Genomic DNA, 21,470 nt, shown 5'->3' on the forward strand with positions numbered 1-21,470 from the left:
AACGACATGAGACACACACCCGCAACACGAGATCACCGCCCCCGAAACCAACACCTGTACCCATGCACCACCAACGGACCGGAAAACAGGCGCCCCCCCGCAAAACCGGGAACACGCGCCTTTCTCCTTTTGTGGGTTTTTCTTTTTTGGCTCCTCGGCCCCTCCGGGGCCCTGGCTGGGGACGCCGTCCTCACCTGGCCCCCTGCGTCCGAAGCCTCGTATTACGTGGTCTACTGGGGAACCGCTTCCGGGCAATACAACCAGCAGAGCGCCAACATTCCCCAGCCGTCCCCCCTGCCGTCCGGCATCACCCATACCGTGTCCGGACTCACCGAGGGCACCACCTACTTTTTTACCGTCAAAGGCTTCAACGCCTGCAACGGAAGCTCTGACTTCTCCAACGAAGTCTCCAAGACCATCACCGCCCCCGGGACAAACGTTCCTCCGACGGCCAACGCCGGTTCGGATCAACAGCACCCGGACGCCACCGACGGGTCTCCCACCACCGTCACCTTAAGCGGCAACGCCTCCAGCGATGCCGACGGCTCCATCGTCAGCTATGCCTGGACGCGCATCGACGCGAACACAGACTACTCCTTTGACCTGAAAAACGCCGGAACGGCCACGGCCTCCTTTACCGCGCCCCAGGTAAGCGGAGACGTCGCCTTTGAGTTTGAACTCACCGTAACCGACGACAAGGGGGCCACGGACACCGACCAGGTGAGGGTCACCATCACCGAACGGGTTGTGGAGACCGGAGATGCCACCCTGACCTGGCCCTCTTCGGCCGAGGCGTCCTACTACATCGTTCACTGGGGCACCGAGGCGGGAAATTACACCGAACACAGCACCACCATCCCGCAACCATCCCCCCTTCCGCCCCAGATGGTCCATACCGTGTCCGGGCTGATCCAGGACACCACCTATTACTTTGCCATCCAGGCATTCAACGCCTGCAACCAGCCGTCGGAGTACTCCAACGAAGTGAACAAGACCATCCCCCTGCCCGGCGGGAACACCTCCCCTTCGGCCCATGCGGGGGATAACCAGTCCCATCCGGAAACCATCGGCGGCATCCCCTCGCGCATCACCCTGGATGCCTCGGGCTCCACGGATGAAGACGGCACCATCATCGCCTATCACTGGCGACGCGTGGACGACCACGGCGACATTTCCACCATTCTGTCGAGCCCCACGGCTGTGCGGCCCTCCTTTAACGCACCCAGTGTTTCGGCCAACGTGGACCTCGTCTTTGAACTCACGGTAACCGACGACAACGGAGCCACGGATTCCGACCAGGTCACCGTCACCATCACCAACGTCAACCAGGCCCCCATGGCCAACGCCGGGACGGACCAGACCCAGCCGGAAACCACCGGGGGAATCCCCACCATCGTGACCCTGGACGGCAGTGCCTCCAGCGACCCGGACGGCTCCATCACCGGATACGCGTGGACCCGTATCGACTCCCATGCGGACATCCCCATCTCGCTCCAGAACAGCGACACGGCCACGCCGAGCTTTACCGCCCCGGACGTTTCCGCCAACACCACCTTCGAATTTGAGCTCACCATCACGGACAACAGCGGCGCCACGGCCTCGGACCGCGTACGCACCACCATCACCCATGTGAACCGGCCCCCCGTGGCCGATGCGGGACCGGACCAGGTCCACCCCGAGACCACCGGCGGTGTTCCCACGATGATCAGCTTAAACGGCAACGGCTCCAGTGATGCGGACGGTACCCTCACCCGCTACGCCTGGGTCCGTACGGACACGAACTCAGGGATTTCCGTCTCCCTCCAGGGGGCCGATACCCCCACCCCGCAGTTCTCGGCCCCTGCGGTTTCCGCCGACACCACCCTGGAGTTTGAACTCACCGTCACCGACGACAACGGTGCCACGGCCTCGGATCGCGTTCAGGTCACCATCACCCACCTCAACCAGCCGCCGGTGGCCGACGCCGGGCCGGACCAGACCCACCCGGAGATCACCTCAGACGGCACCCCCACCACCGTGGTGCTCAATGGTACGGGCTCCAGGGATCCGGAAGGGGGCGTTCTCAGCTACGCCTGGGTCCGTACGGACGCCAACTCCAAGGTCACGGTCACCCTTGAAAACGCCGACACGGCAACGCCCAGCTTTGTCTCCCCCGACGTGGGCTCCCACACCGCCCTGGAGTTCACCCTGACGGTGACCGATCCGGCCGGAGCCACGGCCCAGGACACCACCAAGGTGACCCTGACCAAGGTCAACCGAAAGCCCAAGGCCGACGCCGGGCCGGACCAGACCGTGGAGCCGGAGGTTGAGGTCACCTTGTCCGGCGCCAACTCCAGCGACCCGGACGGCACCGTCTCAGCCTACACATGGGAGCAGGTGACCACAGCCGACGAGCCCGTGGTAACCCTCACCGGTGCCGACACCGAGACAGCCTCCTTTACGGCCCCCAGTGTGGATGAAGGCGGCAGCGCCCTGACCTTCCAGCTGACAGTCACGGACAACGAAGGGGCCACCCACGCGGCCACGAGCCTGGTAAACGTCACCTTTGAGAACCAGCCCCCCGTTGCCGATGCCGGACCGGACCGCACCGCCCGGGAGGGTGAACCCGTGAGCCTCTCCGGCGTCAACTCGTCGGATCCCGACAACGACCCCATTGCCTCCTATCGCTGGGAGCAGCTGGACGGGCCGTCCGTTGAACTCATGGACGCCAATACCGCCGTTGCCGGTTTCACGGCCCCGGATGTGGGGCCGTCCGGGGGCAGCCTCACCTTCAAACTGACGGTCACGGACAGCCGAGGGCTCGCAGCCACGGCACAGACCGTCATCAACGTGATCTTCGTGAACCAGCCGCCGGTGGCCGACGCCGGGGCCGACCAGACCCTGAGTTCAGGGGGCACCGTAACCCTCTCGGCTGCGGGCTCCAGCGACCCGGACAACGGCATCGCCTCCTTTGCCTGGTCTCAGACCCTGGGTCCCCCTGCGGCCATTTCCGATACCTCGGCCGTCTCCCCCAGGGTCACCGTGCCTGACGGGCTGCCCGACGGCACCCAGCTCACCTTCATGGTCACGGTCACCGATACGGGCGGTTTAACCGCCACCGACACCATGCAGGTGACCATCTCCACCCTCAACCAACCGCCGGTGGCCGATGCCGGTGACGCCCAGACCGTGCCCGTGGGCGCCGAGGTTACCCTCTCGGGAGCAGGCTCCAGCGACCCCGACGGCTCCATTGCCGCCTACCGCTGGGCCCAGAAATCCGGACCGGTGGTGACCCTTTCCGATGCCACGGCCGTGGCACCGGTCTTCACCGCCCTTGCCGACAGCCCCAACGGGTCCACCCTGACCTTCGAGCTGACGGTAACGGACAACGGCGGACTCTCGGCAGCGGACCGGGTCATCATCAACGTCACCGACACCAACCAGCCCCCCACGGCCGATGCAGGGGAAGACTTCTTCGCCGATGAAAAGACCACGGTGACCCTCTCGGGCGAAGGCTCTTCCGATGCGGATGACGGCATCAGTGCCTACCGATGGGAGCAAATTGAAGGGCCCTATGTGGCACTGGCCACACCCAACCAGGCTGTGACCACCTTCACGGCGCCATCGGTCTCCACGGACGGGGCCACCCTCGCCTTCCGCCTCACCGTGACGGACAACAGCGGGCTCTTCACCACCGATGAGGTGAGGGTCACCGTCACCTTTGTCAACCAGCCCCCGGTGGCCTCGGCAGGTCCCGACCAGGTGGTGGACGAAGGAACCGTGGTCACCCTGTCGGCTGCGGGAAGCCATGACCCGGACAACAACCTGACCGGTTATCTCTGGGAGCAGACATCTGGCCCCACGGTCTTCCTCTCCGACGCCGAAACCGTGAGCCCCACCTTTACGGCGCCCATCGTGAGCACAGAAGGTGCCAGGCTCCTCTTCAGCGTCACTGTCACGGACAGCCAGGGGCTCACCGACACGGACTCCACCGCCGTGCAGGTCCTCTTTGTCAACCAGCCTCCCGTGGCCAATGCAGGAGAAGACCAGTTCGTCCTGGAAGGGGAGACAGTCACCCTGGACGGATCGGCATCCCTGGATCCGGACGACGGCATCTCCACCTGGACCTGGACCCAGACCTCCGGGCCCACCGTGACCCTGACACCTCCGGGTGATCCCGTGGTGCACTTTGTGGCACCGAAATCCACCCCGGGCGGCGTGGAGCTGGAGTTTACCCTGACGATCACGGACAACGGCGGGCTGTCCCATTCAGACAGTATCAAAGTCACCGACACCCTGGTACAGACCAACCCCACGGACGATACGGGCAACGCCTCCATCGAAGTCCTCGACAGCGACATGCAGCACCGTGACTGGCTCAGTATCGGCTGGGATGCCTACCGCAAACACAACAACGAAGCCCGGGTGGCCAGCGGCGACCTGGACGGGGACGGCTATCATGAGCTGGTGATCGGCCTGGGGCCCGTGGATTCGGACCCCGCCATCCCCGGCGGGTACTTCCAGATCATCTCCCATGACTTCAAGCATCTGGCCTGGGGCCAGATTCCCTGGGAAGAGTACAACAACCTGAATGGGGAGACATGGCCGGCATGTGGGGACATCGACGGCGACGGTGTCGATGAAATTGTGGTGGGATTGGGCAAAGGGGGGCAGGGAAAACTGGCTGTCTTCTCTTACAGCCTGGGCAGTGTCGCCCTCCGGCAGTGGACCTCTGTTCCCTGGGACGCCTACAATGAGGTCATCGGGGAAACCCGACCCGCCCTGGGCAACCTGGACGACGATCCCTGCATGGAGATCGTGGTGGGATTGGGATCGGACGAACGCACGGGCTTTACGCCCAACGGGCGCTACGCCGTCCTGGACAAGGTATGCAACGGCAACCTCAACGATCCCTTTGAACTCATGGCCTGGGGCCAGAGCCAGTGGACCGAGTACAACGCCTCCAACGGCGCCACCTGGCCCACCTGCGGAGACATCGACGGCGACGGCCGCGATGAAATCCTCCTGGGCCTGGGTGCCGGTGGTGAGGGACGCACGGAGGTCGCCGCCATGGTGGACGGCGCCCCGGTGCACCACAGCTGGCTCACCGTGGACTGGAACGACTACAACAGCATGCAGGGAGAGACGCGCCCGGCCACCACGGACATCAATGACGACGGCATTGACGAGATCATCATCGGCCTGGGGCCCGTGCCCGCAGACGAGCACCTGCCCGAGGGCCGGTTCCCGGCCATGACCGCGGACCAGTCCATTGTGAAGTGGGGCCAGCTGGGGCTCTCCCCCTACAACAAGGCCAACGGAGAGAGCAGGCCCACGCCCTTTATCTCCAACGGCGAACACTTCGTGGCCATCGGCATGGGCCCCTACACCCCGGATACACCGGATGAGCCCGATGAAGAGGAAACCCCTGATCCCGGCTCCGGCTCGTCGGGCTGCTTCATCGACACCTCACGAGGGGATTAGCCGGACAAAAGGAAGTGGTTTAACGGCCCTGGCCGAGGCGCCCCCGCTCCTCACGGAGCGTGGGCGCCTCCAGGGCTTCGCACAGGGGAGAAGACAATGGTGGCGGCGGCGTAGTCCAGGAACATTTCGATGTCGGCCAGGAACCGCGCCAGATCCTCCGTCCACAAAGGGGCTCTTGCCCGGCAGCATGGAGGTGGAGTGAAAGGACATGTTGAGGAACCGGTGGCCGAACCGAACGCACTGCTTCGCCAGCCGGACCATCTCCGCCCCGCTGCTCAGCTCCGGTGAGAGCCACCTGAAGTTAAGGAGCCTCAGCCGATCCAGGATGCCCAGCAGCCGCAGCCTGGACAGGGGCTTCTTACGGAGTCTCTCCATGAGGGCATAACAGAGGCGCCCGTTTTTCTGATAAAACCCCACGGTGGGAGGCACTTCCAGAAGGGCCCCTTGGGGGTCGGGTACCATGGGGTAATCCGGGTCAAAGGGGTAGGCCTCGCTGAGCCCCCGGCTGAAATCAGGCCCGCTGTAAGCACTCCAGTCCACAAAGGGGCTGATGGAGGTGTCGATGCGGTAGCCCAAAGCCTTGAGGGTCCGCGCCACCTTGGCGTCAAACCCCCACCGGCCCGCCCGAAAACAGACCGGAGAGAGGTGAAACCGCTCTTCAATGGCGCCATGGAGGCGGGTCATCTTCTGTTTCACCAGGGGCTCGGGCAGGTTGCACATCATGGAGTGTTCCACCGAAATCTCTTCGTCATGGGGCGGGGTGTTCCAGGGGTGGCAATGGGTCCCGATCTCGCAACGCCCGTCGTCGTAGATTCCCTTCAAGATTTCCCGGGCCCTGTCGTCCGTTGCCACAGGCCAGTTGATGAGGTAGGTGGGGACGGCCCCGTACCGGTCGAAGAGCCGCTGAAGCTCCGGCACCCTCGCCAGGTTCTCCACCGGGTTGTCCGTGGCGTGGTAGGTGTCCCAGGAGTCCTCTTCCGTATCGATGGTGATGTACACGTGAACCGTCATGGCGTCCCCTCCAGATACACGGGTGCGTCCCCGGCAAAATGGTCTGTCACCCAGGTAAAGATAATGCCCATGAGGTGCCGTCGCACGGACAGGGCCGTGTAGGTGTGGTTGGCTTCCTCGATGTATTCCAGCTGGAGGAGCCCCTTGAAATCCGTGCCTTTGAACATGTCGGTGAACTGCTCCGCGTAGTTGTAATACCCGGCAATGCCCCCGGAATAGATGGTGAGCATGCGGACCCCCCGCCCCGCCATCTCCGCCAGCTCTCCTGCCACCCGTGCCTTGGGTGGAAACGTCCGTTCGTACACATCCCCACCGCCCTTGGAAGCCCGTAAGGCAGGAATAAGCCGTGCCACGGCCCTGCCCAGGCACTTGGCCAGGAACCAGGCCAGACGCACAGGATTGATCATGTACGGTGCGTAGTCTTTCAGGTAAAACCGCAGGGTGGGGTAGGTAAACCCGTCCAGCATCACCACCCCGGTGACCCGCTCGTCCACACTGGCAACGGCATGGGCGTTGTCCGCCCCGGAACAAAGCCCCACCAGCACAAAGGTCTCAATCCCCTTTTTTTCCGTAAGCAGATCCATGGCATCGGTGATGTCGTCTCTGGACCGTTCGTCGTAGTCGCGGGAGTCGTGGGGCATGGCGCTGTCCCCCAGGCCGGAGCCGTCAAACCTCAGCACATGGAACCCCGAGGCCTCCAGGCCGCGGGCAAGTTCCACATAAAGACGATAGGGGCCCACACGGTGCAGAAGCCCCGCGTTGAGCAAAAGCACCCCGGGCATCCCCCCGCCCCCCCCCTCGGGCTCGGACAAAATCCCCACAAGGTTCCGGTGCTCTCCGAATACCAGCACTTTTTCCATAACCTGCCTCCTTATGGGGAAAAACGCCAAAAAAGCATGCCTCCGGCGGCGAGGTGAAGCCACCTTGAAAGCATATTACGCTGGTGGTTTATGCAAGCTGCCTCACAAGCTTCACCGTCACAGGATACGTTGCCGCTACGAGTAACCGCACGACCTCCGGCGCCCTACCGATGACTCAACAAGAGAATCCCAAATGCCCTTCATCGTGTTTCCAAAAAAATGAAATGGGCCTCTCCTGCAAAACCGGTTGACTCATGTCACACCCCATGCGAATGCCCCGAAAAAAAATTGCATGATGTCTGCCTCCATGCATTCGCCATAGGGTTTCCAGGTGCCCCCACCTGGCCGCCGGTCATGGGGTTGACAGCCGATCTCCGATGGCCTGGACCATGGCGTTGGCCACCAGCACTTCGTCGTGGCCGTTGAACTGCTCCCATCCGGCGGGTTCCTGCACCAAGGCCGTGTCCACGGTGGTTCCAGCCGTGGCCAGGGCCTGTTCAAGGGCCCGGTACTCGGGCTTTTCTTCGGACAGGGCCAGGTGGACGGGACCCGGCAGGGGCGGATGAGGAGCCAGCAGGTCCACGGCTTCAATGGAGGTGATCATCTCCGGGGAGAAGGCATAGCCCAGAATCTCCTCCTGTATTCCCCTGGACGGACGGGTTGTGCCCCCTGCCCGCCGATGGGCGTCCAGATAGGCCTTTCCGTCCACCACCGGGTCCCAGAGCACCAGCTCTTTGAGGCCAGGGATCTCCCCTGCCGCGGCCACGGCCAGGGAGGCCCCGAGGCGCAAGCCCACCACCGAGAGCCGCAGGGCGCCGGAGATATCCTTCAGTTCCCCGGCGGCTGTTACCAGATCCCGGGTCCAGTGGTTCACGTCCCCCTCCTCGCTTTTTCCGGCGGAGTCCCCCACCCCGTAGCATCAACTCTAGCACGTGCCGCCCTGCGGCGGCCAGGGCAAGGGCCAGCTGCCGGATCGCCATGTGGGTCCGTATGTGTTCATGGGCCACGGGGGCAGAGAGCAGCACCCCTTCCTGGTGCAGCCCCGCCCCTGCCGGTGGGTAGTAGATTCCGAACAACTGGGTGTCGTGGGCGCCGAAATAGAATGGGACCATGGGTGTGTTTCACCTCTCCTGTGGCAACGTGGTCACGCAGGTCTGTTCTCGTTGACGGGCACCTCAACGGGGTCCCCTTTGGGCTTCAACGCCCCGGCCACCTTCTCCCAGAGCTGGCGGAGCCTGGTTCCCGGGCCGTCATTCTTATCGTCCTTTTGGACGAAGGGATATCGGGCCGCGATCTGGCCCAGGGTGTTCAAAAAGATATCCCTCGGGCTGAGCTTTACCCCGGTCTCCTTGAGCACCCGGGCGATGACCCGGATGGCCAGCAGGGAGTGGCCCCCGGCGTCAAAGAAGTTGTCGTGGACCCCCACCTGGGCGATGCCCAGTTCGTCCCGCCAGATGGCAGCCAGGATTTTTTCGCTGTCGGTCTCCGGTGCCACGAACTCCCGGGCCGCAACCGCGCCCAGGCTGAAGGAGGCTTGGAGGGCCTTGCGGTCGATCTTCCCGGCGGGGGTCAGGGGCAGGTCGTCGATCTCCACAAAATGCTGGGGAATCATGTAGTCCGGCAGGGTCTTTCGCAGGTGCTTGCGCAACTGGGACCCCGTGGCCGAAGCCCCATCCTCGTAAAGAAGGTGGGCCACAAGGCGCACGTCCCCTGCGCTTTCCTCCCGAACCGTTACAATACCCTGGCGCACGGCCTCATGATCGGTGAGGCTGGCCTCGATCTCCCCGGGCTCGATGCGGAAGCCCCGTACCTTCACCTGGTTGTCCATGCGGTTCAGGTATTCAATGGTTCCGTCGGGATGATACCGGGCGAGGTCGCCGGTCCTGTAGAGCCTATGCCCCGGCCCCGACGCAAAGGGGTCTGGGATAAACCGCTCTGCGGTGAGCTCGGGCCGGTCCAGGTAGCCCCGGGTGACCCCGGCCCCGCCGATCAAGAGTTCCCCGGGAACCCCCACGGGCACGGGCTGCATGCGACCGTCCAGGATGTGAATTTGGGTGTTGGCAATGGGGCGCCCCACGCGGATGGGCCCGCCGTTTTTATCCAGCAGGCTGCATGTGGACCACACCGTGGTCTCGGTGGGTCCGTACATGTTCCACACCTCGCCCACGCAGCCGGTGAGTTCTTCGGCAAGATCCGGGGGAAAGGCCTCTCCTCCGCAGAGGATCTTCATGGACTGGGCCCCTTTCCAGCCCGCGGCGAGAAGCAGCCGCCACGTTCCCGGGGTGGCCTGCATCACCGTGGTCCCGGAACTCTTCAGGACGTCCACCAGGGCCAGGCCGTCCCGGGCAGTCTCCCGGTCTGCGATGATCACCTCACCCCCGACGCTCAAGGGGAGGAAAAGCTCCAGAACGGCAATGTCAAAGGAGAGGGTGGTCACGGCCAGCAGGGTGTCTTCCGAAGTCATCCCCGGGGTCCGGGCCATGCTGGTGAGAAAGTTCACCACAGTGCCGTGGGGCACCTGAACCCCCTTGGGCTTGCCCGTGGAGCCGGAGGTGAAGATCACATAGGCGAGGTGTTCCGGGCCCGGGTCCTCCCACACGCTGTCCAGGCCCCGCCCCTGGCCCGTCAAGACATCCCTGTCCAGGCAGATGACCAGGGCGCTGTTCTCCGGCAGGTTGTCGAGGAGGGCCTGTTCGGTGAGCAGCACCGAGACCTTGGCGCTCTCCACCATGTAGGCGAGGCGCTCGGCCGGGTACTCCGGGTCCAGGGGCACATAGGCCCCCCCTGCCTTGAGGATCCCCAGGAGCCCTGCCAGCATCTCCGTGGACCGCTCCACGCAGATCCCCACCAAAACGTCCGGGCCCACCCCGGAGATGCGCAGGTGGGCGGCAATCTCCTCGGCCCTTGCGTTCAGCTCTCCGTAGGTCAGGCAGTCCCCGTTGCAGGAGACGGCCGGAGCGTCGGGATGTGCCGCGACGCGGTTCTCGAAGAGTTCGTGGATGCAGGCAGCCTCGGGATAGGGGGTCTGGGTTTCGTTCCATTGGGCCAAAAGCCCCTGCTCCGTCTCCGACAGCACCGGCAGCCTTGCCAGCTCGGCATCGGGCTCGGCCACGATGCCGGAAAGGAGCACGGCATAGCTTTCAAGGAGCCGCTTCATGGTTTCGGCCGTAAAAAGGTCCGTGGCGTATTCAAAGGCCACCTTGACACCGGCCCCTTCCCTGCCCACGGTGCACATGAGGTCGGTCTGGGCAACGTGGGTGGTCACTGGCTCCTCCCGCCACGGCACTCCGGCCATGGCGCGCTCCTGCTCCATGTCCCCGAGAAAGACAAAAAGCACCTGGTACAAGGCGGTCATGCTGAGGTCACGGTGGGGATTGAGTTCCTGGACCAGTCGCTCAAAGGGCATCTCCTGATGGTTGTACGCATCGAGGCACACCTCCCTGACGCGCCCCAGAAGCTCCGTAAAGGAGAGAGAGCCCCCACAGGCCGTTCGCAGCACCAGGGTGTTGGTGAAAAAGCCCACGATCTCTTCGGTCTCCCCGTGGACACGGTTGCCGAAGGGAGAGCCCACACACATCTCCTCCTGGCCTGTGTAGCGATACAGAAGCGCCTTGAACGCGGCCAGAAAGAGCATAAACAGCGTGGCCCCTTCACGGCGCGCCAGCTCCTCCAGGGGGGCTGCCAGGGCCTCGGGGATCACCAGGGTCTCGGTGGCCCCCGGCCCGGAAAACTCCGCAGGGCGGGGAAAATCCGCCGGAAGCTGCAACACGGGCAAATCCCCTGCCAGCTGCTCTTTCCAATAGGCAAGCTGTCGCTGATAGTCCTCACCGGGCAGCCACACCTCCTGCTGCCAGCGGGAGTATTCTGCATAGGTGATGGGAAGGGGCGGCAACTCAGGGTCTCTCCCCTCTGAAAAGGCCTCGTACAGGGCAAACAGCTCCCGCTGGAAGATGACAAAGGAGATCCCGTCGAAAATGCTGTGGTGGGGCATGAAGAAGAGCACATGTTCGTCGGAGGAGAGGGTCACCAGCCCGGCGCGTACCAAAGGCCCTTGGGCCAGGCTCAGGGGCCTTGCCGCTTCGGCTTCCAGATAGGTTGCCAGGGACTCCTCCCGCGTTTCTGAAGGAAGGGTGCTGTAATCCACCGCAATAAAGTCGATCTCCTGTGTGGGGGCCACCACCTGCACCGGTGCGCCCCCGTCCAGGGCAAAGGTGGTACGCAGGGCGTCGTGGCGATCCATGAAGGCCTGGAGGCTCTGCCGCATCACCTCCCCGTCCACGGCCCCTGAAAACCGAATGGCAAGGGAAGGGTGACACGGCAGGGTTGAGCTGGTCGATGTACCAGAGGCGCTGCTGCATGGACGAAAGGGGGGCATCCCCTTCCGTTGCCGTGGACCCGGCAAACCCAGCGGGGCCTTCCGTTGCGGCCTCCGGCTCCCGGGTCACGGCCGGAGCCTCTTCAGGGGCAGCGGGCGCACTCTCGGGCCGGGAGGCTTCGATAAAGGCGGCCAGCTTCGGGAAGGTGGCATACTCACCCACCAGGTGCCGAAAGGCCAGGGTAACGCCAAAGGCGCTTTTCAGGCGGTTGCTCACCTGGGTAAGGAAAAGGGAGTCCATGCCCATCTCCAGGAAGGTCACCGACGGGGAAAATGCATCAAAATCGATGCCCGACAGCTCGTGCATGATCTCTTTAAGCTGCGCCACGATGGCATCGGTTCCGGTTGCCTGAAGAGGGGCAGCAGACGCGGCCACAGCCTCTGCGGGCTCGGGTGCAGCAGCCGCTGCCGCAAAGGTCTCCGGCACCTCGGCTGCGGGGGCCCTGTCCGCCGGTTCGATCCAGTGACGCGTCCGCTCAAAGGGGTAGGTGGGCAGCAGGACGCGCTGCCTGCGCTCGGCAGACGAGAACCCTGCCCAGTCCACCTGTCCGCCGGAGAGCCAGTACTCGCCCAGGGCTTTGAGCAGGCAGGCCAGGGCCGGAAGGGTCTCTTTGGCGTGCCCCAGGGAGGCGATGACGGTCTGCTCCGCCGCCCGGTTCGGATGCTGCCGGGCCGAGGTGCTCAGGGCTGTTCCGGGCCCCACCTCGATGAGCACCCGGCCGGAGACCTTCTGCAGTTCGCGGATCCCGTCGCTGAACAGGACGGGACGACGAAGCTGGCTGACCCAGTACCCCGGGTCCATGGCCATCTCCTCGGTGATCCAGGTGCCCGTGACGTTGGAGATAAAAGGGATCTCCGGGGGATGGAGTTCCACACCCTCCAGGGCCTCGGCAAAGGGAGCCAGGGCCGGCTCCATCATCTCCGAATGGAAGGCATGGGAGGTGTGGAGTTTCCTGGTGTCGATCTCCCGCTCGGCCAGGGCCTGTTCAAAGGCCTCGATGTGCTCGTGGGCACCGGAGACCACGCAGAGGGACGGGGCGTTCACCGCAGCCAGGGCCACCCCCGGGGTCAGCAGGGGCGTCAGCTCCTCCTGGGGAAGCCTCACGGCCCGCATGCTCCCTTCGGGCATCTGCTGCATGAGTCGCCCCCGGGTGGCCACCACGGCCAGGGCGTCCTCCAGGGCAAAGACCCCGGCCAGGGTGGCGGCCATGGACTTGACCCGTCATCTGCTTGATCATGGCCTCGGGCTCCACGCCCCAGCTCTGCCAGAGCCGGGCCAGGGCGTACTCCACCGCAAACAGGCAGGGCTGGGTGAGTTCGGTTCGAGCCAGGCGTTGGGTGGCCTCCTCTTCCTGGCCTTCGGCGGGAAAGAGGAGCTCACGGATATCGAGCCCCAGGTGGGGTTCCAGGCCGTCGGCACACTGATTCAGGGCCTCCTGGAACACCGGCTCGCATGTATAGGCCTGCTCCCCCATACGGACGTGCTGGGAGCCCTGACCCGAGAACATGAACACAACCGAAGGGTCCCGCCTGCCCGGGGTGCGTGTCATGGTCCACTGGCCCTCTTCCTTGCGGGCCGCGGCCATGGCCTCCTGTGTGTCGCGGCAGATAAAGGCCTGCCGCACGGCCATGTCCTGCCGGCCCACCTGGAGGGTATAGGCCACGTCTCCCAGAGACGTCTCCCCCGACCCTGCCAGGAAATCGGCAAGGCGCTCGGCCTGGGCCTCAAGGGCCGTCTCTGTCTTTGCCGAGAGCAGCATCAGCTTCCAGGGACGCTCCCCTCCCACGGGGGGAGATTCGGGGGCCTCTTCCAAGACCGCGTGGGCATTGGTCCCGCCGATGCCGAAGGAGCTGACTCCTGCCCGCCTCGGGAGGTGTTCCGGGGTCCAGTCCATGGCCCGGTGGTGAAGGGGCTGTTCTCAAAATCGATCTCCGGGTTGGGGTTCTGGAAATGGAGGCTCGCAGGAATTTTTCCGTGCTGCAGGCACAGGGAGGCCTTGATGAGCCCCACCACCCCTGCGGCGGCATCGGAGTGGCCGATGTTGCTCTTCACCGAGCCGATGCCGCAAAAGCCTTTGGCGTCGGTCTGCATGCGGAAGGCCTTGGTAAGTGCCGCTACCTCGATGGGATCCCCCAGTGGCGTTGCCGTTCCGTGGGCCTCCACGTAGGAGATGGTGTCGGGTTCCACCTCGGCTGCGGCATGGGCCATGGCGATAACCTCGGCCTGGCCCTGGACGCTGGGTGCTGCGTAGCCGATCTTCTGGGAGCCGTCATTGTTCACGGCAACCCCCTTGATCACGGCGATGACCTGATCCCCGTCGGCCAGGGCATCTTCCATGCGCTTCAAGGCCACCACCCCCAGGCCCCCGCTGAAAACCGTGCCCTGGGCCTTGGCGTCAAAGGGGCGGCAATGCCCGTCCGGGGAGTTGATGGCCCCTTCCTGGTAGAGGTACCCGGACTCCTGGGGAAAGATCACCGACACCCCGCCGGCGAGGCAGAGGTCGGAGTCGTAGTTCAACAGGCTCTGGCAGGCATAGTACACCGCCACAAGGGAGGTGGAACACCCGGTCTGGATGTTGACGCTGGGCCCCTTCAGGTTCAGTCGGTGGGAGGTCCGGGTGGTGAGAAACTCCATGCGGTTGCTCAGGATGGCGGCAAACCCGTCTGGGGTTCGCTGGCGAAGCATCCGCTCCAGGTGGTCGTGGCTGCGGGTGATGTTGTGCAGGAAATAACTGTCGATAAAGCTCCCGCCCCCGAACAGGCCGATGACCCCGTCGTACTTTTCCGGGTCGTAGCCAGCCCGCTCCAGGGCCTCCCACACGCACTCCAGCCAGAGGCGGTGCTGGGGATCCAGCATGGCGGCCTCCCGGGGGTTGAAGCCGAAGAATCCGGCATCGAACAGGTCGGCCCCTTCGATGATGCCCCGGGCGGGCACGTAGTTCGGATCGTTTTTCACGGCATCGTAATCCAGCTCATGGGCCTTGAGCTCCTCGTCGGACAACGTGGTTATGGACTCCACGCCGTTTACGATATTGTCCCAGAAGGCCTCACAGCTGGAAGCCCCTGGGAAACGGCCGGACATGCCCACAACGGCAATGGCGTTTGCATACTGGTCCACCTGGCTCATGTGCGATCTCCCGTTCTATTTTTTTTTCTCCTGGACAATGTCTCTTTTCTCTTTTTCAGCCGCGCTTCCATGTCGTCGCGTGCCGGTGCCGACTCCGCCACCGACTGGGGCTTGAGAAAATCCGCCACCGCACGGATGGTGGGGTACTCAAAGAGATGATGCACCTTCAGGTCCGTCTTCAATGTACCGGCCAGCTTGTTGGCCACCTCCACGAGCAGGAAGGAGTCTCCCCCCACCTCGAAGAAGTTGTCGTCCACCCCCACGTTGTCCACCCCCAGATGATCCTGCCACACCTCGGCGATGACGGATTCCACGTCGCTGCTCGGGGCGGCGTAGAGGGTTCCCACCTCAGGCCTGTCCGTGGTGGGCGGCGGCAGGGCCTTGCGGTCTACCTTGCCGTTGGCCATGAGGGGAAAGGCGGGAAGCTGGATAAAGTAAGAGGGGACCATAAACTCGGGAAGCTTTTCTGAAAGAAAGCCCCGCAGGGCAGAGGCCATGCCCGTGGCACCGTCGGCCGCCACCACATAGGCCACCACCTTCTTGTTGCCGGAAGCATCCTCCCGTGCCGCCACCACCACCTCCAGGACATCGGGATGCCCGGCAATGACAGCCTCGATCTCTCCGAGTTCGATGCGCAGGCCCCGCACCTTGACCTGAAAATCGTTTCGGCCCAGGTACTCGATCTGCCCGTCGGGCAAGTAACGGGACAGGTCGCCGGTCTTGTACAGCCGCGCCCCCTGCTCCTTGCTGAAAGGATCGGGAATAAAGCGATCCCGGGTCAGCTTGGGCCGGTTCATGTACCCCCTGGCCACCTGAACACCGCCGATATACAGCTCCCCTGCCACCCCCACGGGCACGGGCTCCATGTGCCGATCCAGGATATGGATCTGGGTGTTGGCAACGGGCCTGCCGATGGGCACCACCAGGCCACGGTCCTCACGTTTGCACTCCCAGAAGGTCACGTCTACGGCCGCTTCGGTAGGGCCGTAGAGGTTATGGAGTTCCGCGGGCAAGGTGTCGAAGAAGCGGTCCCGCAGCTCGCAGGGAAGGGGCTCCCCGCTGCAGATCACCTTGGTGAGGCTCCGGCACCGGTCCCCGTGGTCTTCCCGGAGAAAAAGCTGGAGCATGGAGGGGACAAAATGAAGGATGGTGATGCCCTGGTCCTCGATGAGACGGCCCAGGGCGTCGGGGTCTTTGTGGACCCGGGGAGGGGCCACCACAAGGCGCGCCCCGAAAAGCAGAGGCCAGAAGAACTCCCACACGGACACGTCGAAGCTGTACGGGGTTTTCTGCAACACCCGGTCCTCGGCGGTAAGGTCGTAAGCCTCCTGCATCCAGTACAGGCGGTTGCTGATGCCCCGGTGGTCGTTCATGACCCCCTTGGGCTTGCCCGTGGATCCGGAGGTGTAGATCACGTAGGCCAGGTTGTCCTCGGTGACCCCGGCGTCAGGGGCCTCGGCGGGCTCACCGGCCACGGTCTCCCATTGGGTATCCAGGCAGATCACCGTGGCCGAGTGATCCGGCAGCATCTCCTTGAGGTGTTCCTGGGTGAGAATCACCGGAACCTCGGTGTCTTCCAGCATAAAGGCCAGCCGTTCGGCCGGATAATCCGGATCCAGGGGCACATAGGCCCCGCCGGCCTTAAGGGTCCCGTAGAGGGCCACGACCATCTCCACGGAGCGCTCCATAAACACGCCCACTCGCTTTTCCGGTCCCACGCCGTGTTTCTGAAGAGCATGGGCAAGGCGGTTGGCCCGTATGGACAGATCCCCATAGGTGAGGGTGTCGCCCTCGTAGGTCAGGGCCACCGCATCGGGGGTCCTTGCCACCTGGGCCTCAAACATCTCGTGAAGGCAGACAGGCTCCGGGTAGGTCCGCCCTGTGTCGTTCCATTCGAAAAGCAGCTTGTCACGCTCGGACCGACTCAAAAGGGGCAGGCGGTCCAGGGCAACGTCCCCTCCCACGGCCACGGCATCCAGAAGAACCTCGAAGCTCTCGCAGAGAACGCCGCAGATCGACGTGGAAAGGACTCGGCGTTGTAAACAAAACCACCGTGCCACCGCTCACCATCGTCACGGACAAACAGGGAGAGATCGCATGCAGGCCCCTTTGGCTCACCCGATCCACCAAGGGAAGGCCCCTGTTCAATGCCGCCGGGCAAGGGGCCGTCCTGGAAGGTGAACATCGCCTGGAAAAGCGGGTGGGAATCCGGAGCGTGGTCCGGGTCCAGAAGCTTGGCAAGGCGGGCAAGGGACATCCCGGCACGGGCCCGCGCCGTGCGCGCTGCCTCGCAAATGCGGCGGTGCAGCGCATCAAAGGTGCAGGGATCCGACACATCCGCACGCAAGGGAAACATATGGGAAGAGGCCCCACCGTTTCCGGGCCGTTCGCCGTCGGCCCCCGAGACCCCCACCATGAGGTCCGTCTGTCCGGAATAGCGCGTCAACAAGGTGACGTAAGCGGCCAGCAGCAGGGTAGAGACGGTGCCTCCCTCGGACAGGCCACGGCCTTTAAGGGCCTTGATGCACTCCGAGGAAAGGCGAAACCGCTGGGTGCCGCCCCTGAATTCCAGATGGGCGGGACGCGGATGGTCCACCGGAAGCTGGAGTACAGGCAGGTCCGTACCCAGGGTCTCCTTCCAATAAGCGAGTTCCGCTTTTTCCGATGACCCGCCCGGGGTGGTCCCTGAGCCAAAGGCCTCCCCGGAGCAGTCCACGGAGACTCCGGCCTCTCTCAGGGAGATAACGGTCTCCCGGATAAAGGCGTCGTCGGAGCCGCCCTGGCCGGGATGACGCAGGGATGTAAGGATCACCGGGCGCCCCGTTTCTGCCACCTGCTGGCGGGCAAGAAGCGCCAGGGTGCTTCCTGGCCCCACCTCCAGCAGTACCCCTGCGGGTTGGGTCAAAAGGGTCGCCACGCCCTTGGAAAAACGCACCGGCTCCCTCAAGTGGGACGACCAGTAGGCAGGGTCCATGGCCTGGGCTGCGGTGAGCCAGGTCCCGGTGACGTTGGAAACGATGGGGATCCGAGGAGCCGCAGGACAGACCTTGGTCACGCAGGCCTCAAAGGGTGCAAGGGCCGGCTCCATCATCTCCGAATGAAAGGCATGGGAGGTGCGCAAACGGCTCCACCGGGCCTTTTTGCCCTCCATCTTCATGGCCTTGGCCAACCTCTCCTCCAGGGCCTGGATCGACGCCTGGGGCCCGGACACCACACACCGGGAAGGCGCGTTGATCACGGCAACGGAGAGCCCGTCCCCCAAAAACGGGATGATCTTCTCTTCGGGCAGGCCCACAGCCAGCATGGCTCCCCCGGGTTGCCCCTGCATGAGGCGACCGCGTGCGGCCACCAGTTCCAGGGCATCGTCCAGGGAAAAAACACCGGCCAGGCAGGCGGCGGTGTATTCACCGATGCTGTGTCCGATCATGGCCCGGGGCTGGACACCCCAGCTCATCCAGAGCCGTGCCAGGGCATATTCCAGGGTAAAGAGAACGGGCTGGGTGACGGCGGTCTGTTTGAGCTTCTCCTCGGCCTCGGGGGCCTCTTCGGGGGATGGGTAGATAAAGCGACGGATATCGCAGCCCATGAGGGGTACCAGCCGGTCCGCGCAATAATCCACCCAGTTCCTGAACTCCGGTTCGCCCTGATACAGCCCCTCTGCCATGCGGACAGACTGGGCCCCCTGCCCGGTGAACATAAAGGTGACGGGTGGCCCGGCCGCAAGCCGCTCCCCCTGTTCCCATTCCCAGGGCACGGGCGATGTCCCCCGCGGCATCTTTCCGCCCGGCCGGTCCCCATCCCGTCCCAGGGGCATGGGCACGTCCCCCAGGCGCATGTCCGGGGACGCCATGACGTGGCCGAGGCACCCTTCAAAGGCCGAGGCAAGGGAGGCGACGGTCTCTTCGGAAAACCAGGATTCCCCATGCAGTACTTGAAGAGCGCAGGCCAGGCTCTCATCGTTATCAACGATCTCCAGGACCAGCTCATACTGGCCCTCCTCCTGGTCCAGGGGGTAGGGCATGATACCCATACCGCCGAAATCCACCGGGGTTTCGTTGGATGCGCCCATGAAAAAGTCCGCTGCAGGGCCCAGAATCTTGCGGTTGAGCATGTTGAACATCACCTGAAACAGGGGCGAGCGGCTGGGGTCGCGATCCAGGCCCAGCCTCTCCACGAGCAGGGGAAAGGGGTAGGCCTGATGGTCCAGGGCCTGGAGAACCACCCGCCTGCTCCGGGTCACGTGCTCTCGAAAACTCATGCTCGACGAGAGGTCCCCCCGCATGGCCACCATGTTGATGAAGTGACCGCAGGCCCCCTTGTACTCCGGCCGCACCCGCCCCACCGCCGGGGTGCCGATGATCAGGTCCCCCTGATTGCAAAACCGCATGAGGGTCACCTGAAACACCGCCAGCAGCATGACATAAAGGGTCACATTTTCGGTGCCCACAAAGGTCCGGAGGGTTTCATAGGCCTCCCCGGTTACCTGAAAGGGATAGCTGGCCCCGGTGAAACTGGGGGAAGCGGAGGGCGTGCCGTCCAGGGGAAGGTTCATGACCGGAAGCGGGGCCGACAGCCGATCCCGCCAGAAGTGCTCCAGCCGGGCCCCCTCCTCCCCTGCGAGCATCTCCTGCTGGTATCGGACAAAATCGCGATACTGGCGCTCCACAGGAGCAAGCCTCGCCTCCTCACCGGCCGTCGCCGCGCGGTAGAGCTTGCCGAACTCGTCGATGAGAAGGTGAAAGGAGCTGCCGTCGCTGGCGATATGGTGAATGGTCATCACAAAGATGTGCTCGCCCCCGGAAAGCGTAAAAAGGCACACCCTCAACAGGGGGCCTTTCTCCAGGTCAAAGGGTCGGGCATGGTATTCCCGGACCCGCTCCTTGAGCGCCTCCCCGGAGAGCTCCCGGGCGTCCACCAGGTGAAACTCCGGTTCCATGGTGTCGTGGACGGTCTGGCTGGTCTGACCGTCGTCGTCGCCAAAACCGTAGGTGGTCCTCAGGATCTCGTGGCGGGCCACCAGCTGCCGGCACACGCCCTGCATCACCTCGGGCCGGACCTCGGTGACGATGCGGCACGACAGGGACACATTGTAGCATGCGGAGTCCGGGTCCATGCGGTTGAGAATCCAGAGGGACTGCTGGTTGTAGGACAGGGGGCCGGACCTGTCGTCCCCCACGGAGCCCCCCAGGTGCACCATCAATCCGGGCTTGTTCAGCTTGATCAGGCGACGCAGCTCTGGGGTCATGCGCCCTTTGGGGGCACGATATTTCAGGCCTCCGCCCTCGACCCACAGGTCAATGTCCAGCCGGCTGAGTTTTTCCATGATATACGCGATGCTCATATCTCACCCTCTTCCCATTCCATGACGTCATCGTCCGGGCCCGTGACGGCGCTCGGGACGGCCTGTGGCTCTTCAGCCAACGCCTCGTCCGGTTCCTTCGGTGCCTCCTGAAACAGCCGACCGTGCAGGGTGACCGTGATGTCGTCGAGACTCTGCCCCTCAAAGAAGTCCATCAGGGAGAGGCAGACGCCCCACTGGGACTCCACCTCGTCCATCACCTCCACGGCCATGAGGGAGTCAAACCCCAGGTCACTGACCCGCATGCCGCCCTCCAGGGACTCCGGAGAGGCCCCCAGGGCATCGGCCACACGCGTCACCAGATAGGCCTTCAAGAGGGCCAGGCGCTCATGGGGCTGAGCAGCCATGACCTGATGGGGCCCCAGCCCCCTGCCGGAAGCGAGGCCCTGCCCTTCCCGCCCCAGGCGGTTTTCGGAGCCCGCTTCCCCATGGAGCCTGGGAATCCCTCGGGAGCCCGATGCCCGTTTCTCTCCGCCGGAGACAAAAAGCTGCCTGAAAATGGAGTGGTGCTCATGGCGCAGCACCCGGTGCCACTTCACGGCAAGCCGATCCAGGAGCCCCGAGGGCAGGTACCCCTCCTTCACAAGCTGGGAGGGAATGCCCACCCCTTCGGATTTGAGAAACATATCGTCCCCGGTCACGGTGCTGTGGGCGCACACCACCTCCAGGTCCACATCGGTAAACCCGCCTTTCCTCAAGAGAGAGGGCAGCTCGCGGCCGATGAGGGGGTTGCCTCCCTCGTCGACCCTCAGGCGGCAGTACGCATCGTAGAGATCACTCAACTCCGGGATCTCGGGGTGGGTCCGAAGATGCATGGCAAAATCGTTGTCCACGAACACGGCCCGGCCCCCCGGTTTCAGCACCCGATAGACCTCCCGCACAGCCCCCAGGGGGTCCGGCAGGTGCTCCAGCACCAGGCGGGTGATGACAAAGTCGAAGCTCCCCGAGGCAAAGCCCAGCTCCATGATGGACTGTTCCGAGATATCGCACCGCCCGTCCAGCCTCTCCTTGAGGATCGCCACAAGGTAAGGGTCGATCTCAACGGCCGTGGCACGGCACCCCGGACAGGCCTTCAGGAGGTTTTCGATGACGTGGCCGGGCCCGCTTCCGCACTCCAGCACCCGCATGCCGTCCTTCAGGCCGAACCGCCGGTACGCCCTCACCTCCTTCTGCCAGAAGAGGTCCACCTGGGAACGAAGGCGGTTCACCTCGCCTTCCACGTTGGTCGAAAAATCTTTGATCTTATATGAACGTAAACAGTTCATCCTCGTCTCC

Annotated in this window: 9 protein-coding genes and 2 pseudogenes; 1 reads left to right on the top strand and 10 read right to left on the bottom strand. The window is 64.1% G+C overall.

Annotated elements, in window-relative coordinates; all coding sequences use genetic code 11:
• Positions 1–6 precede the first annotated feature (6 nt).
• Positions 7–5,463, top strand: a complete 5,457-nt coding sequence (locus ACOYW2_RS19245) for a PKD domain-containing protein (protein WP_482767608.1) — start codon at positions 7–9, stop codon at positions 5,461–5,463.
• On the opposite strand, the gene ACOYW2_RS19250 is transcribed toward ACOYW2_RS19245, so the two are convergent.
• From ACOYW2_RS19250 to ACOYW2_RS19295, 10 genes and pseudogenes are all read right to left on the bottom strand, one after another.
• Positions 5,449–6,474, bottom strand: a complete 1,026-nt coding sequence (locus ACOYW2_RS19250; protein ID WP_482767609.1) for a polysaccharide deacetylase family protein — start codon at positions 6,472–6,474, stop codon at positions 5,449–5,451. The two genes, ACOYW2_RS19245 and ACOYW2_RS19250, sit on opposite strands and share 15 nt — an antisense overlap.
• Positions 6,471–7,334, bottom strand: a complete 864-nt coding sequence (locus ACOYW2_RS19255) for an alpha/beta fold hydrolase (RefSeq protein WP_482767610.1) — start codon at positions 7,332–7,334, stop codon at positions 6,471–6,473. The genes ACOYW2_RS19250 and ACOYW2_RS19255 overlap by 4 nt, the downstream gene beginning before the upstream one ends.
• Positions 7,335–7,686: 352 nt before the next feature.
• On the bottom strand, positions 7,687–8,208 hold the full coding sequence (locus ACOYW2_RS19260; RefSeq protein ID WP_482767611.1) for an alpha/beta hydrolase family protein: 522 nt from the start codon (positions 8,206–8,208) through the stop codon (positions 7,687–7,689).
• A 270-nt stretch (positions 8,209–8,478) separates the two neighbouring features.
• Positions 8,479–11,598, bottom strand: a complete 3,120-nt coding sequence (locus ACOYW2_RS19265; protein ID WP_482771059.1) for a non-ribosomal peptide synthetase — start codon at positions 11,596–11,598, stop codon at positions 8,479–8,481.
• Positions 11,599–11,842: 244 nt separating this feature from the next.
• Positions 11,843–12,919, bottom strand: a pseudogene (locus ACOYW2_RS19270) (acyl carrier protein); the annotation flags it as partial.
• A 34-nt stretch (positions 12,920–12,953) separates the two neighbouring features.
• Positions 12,954–13,550: pseudogene (locus ACOYW2_RS19275) on the bottom strand (CurL C-terminal domain-containing protein); the annotation flags it as partial.
• Complete coding sequence (locus ACOYW2_RS19280) at positions 13,469–14,836, bottom strand: beta-ketoacyl synthase N-terminal-like domain-containing protein (RefSeq protein WP_482767612.1); 1,368 nt, start codon at positions 14,834–14,836, stop codon at positions 13,469–13,471. The pseudogene ACOYW2_RS19275 and the gene ACOYW2_RS19280, both read right to left, overlap by 82 nt.
• On the bottom strand, positions 14,833–16,800 hold the full coding sequence (locus tag ACOYW2_RS19285; RefSeq protein WP_482767613.1) for a non-ribosomal peptide synthetase: 1,968 nt from the start codon (positions 16,798–16,800) through the stop codon (positions 14,833–14,835). The genes ACOYW2_RS19280 and ACOYW2_RS19285 overlap by 4 nt, the downstream gene beginning before the upstream one ends.
• Complete coding sequence (locus ACOYW2_RS19290) at positions 16,761–20,177, bottom strand: condensation domain-containing protein (RefSeq protein ID WP_482767614.1); 3,417 nt, start codon at positions 20,175–20,177, stop codon at positions 16,761–16,763. The genes ACOYW2_RS19285 and ACOYW2_RS19290 overlap by 40 nt, the downstream gene beginning before the upstream one ends.
• Positions 20,174–21,460, bottom strand: coding sequence for a methyltransferase domain-containing protein (locus ACOYW2_RS19295; protein ID WP_482767615.1), 1,287 nt, complete (start codon positions 21,458–21,460; stop codon positions 20,174–20,176). Before ACOYW2_RS19295 ends, ACOYW2_RS19290 begins: the two co-directional genes overlap by 4 nt.
• Positions 21,461–21,470: the final 10 nt, after the last annotated feature.

The organism is Desulfoluna sp. CLI2B, assembly GCF_056847375.1.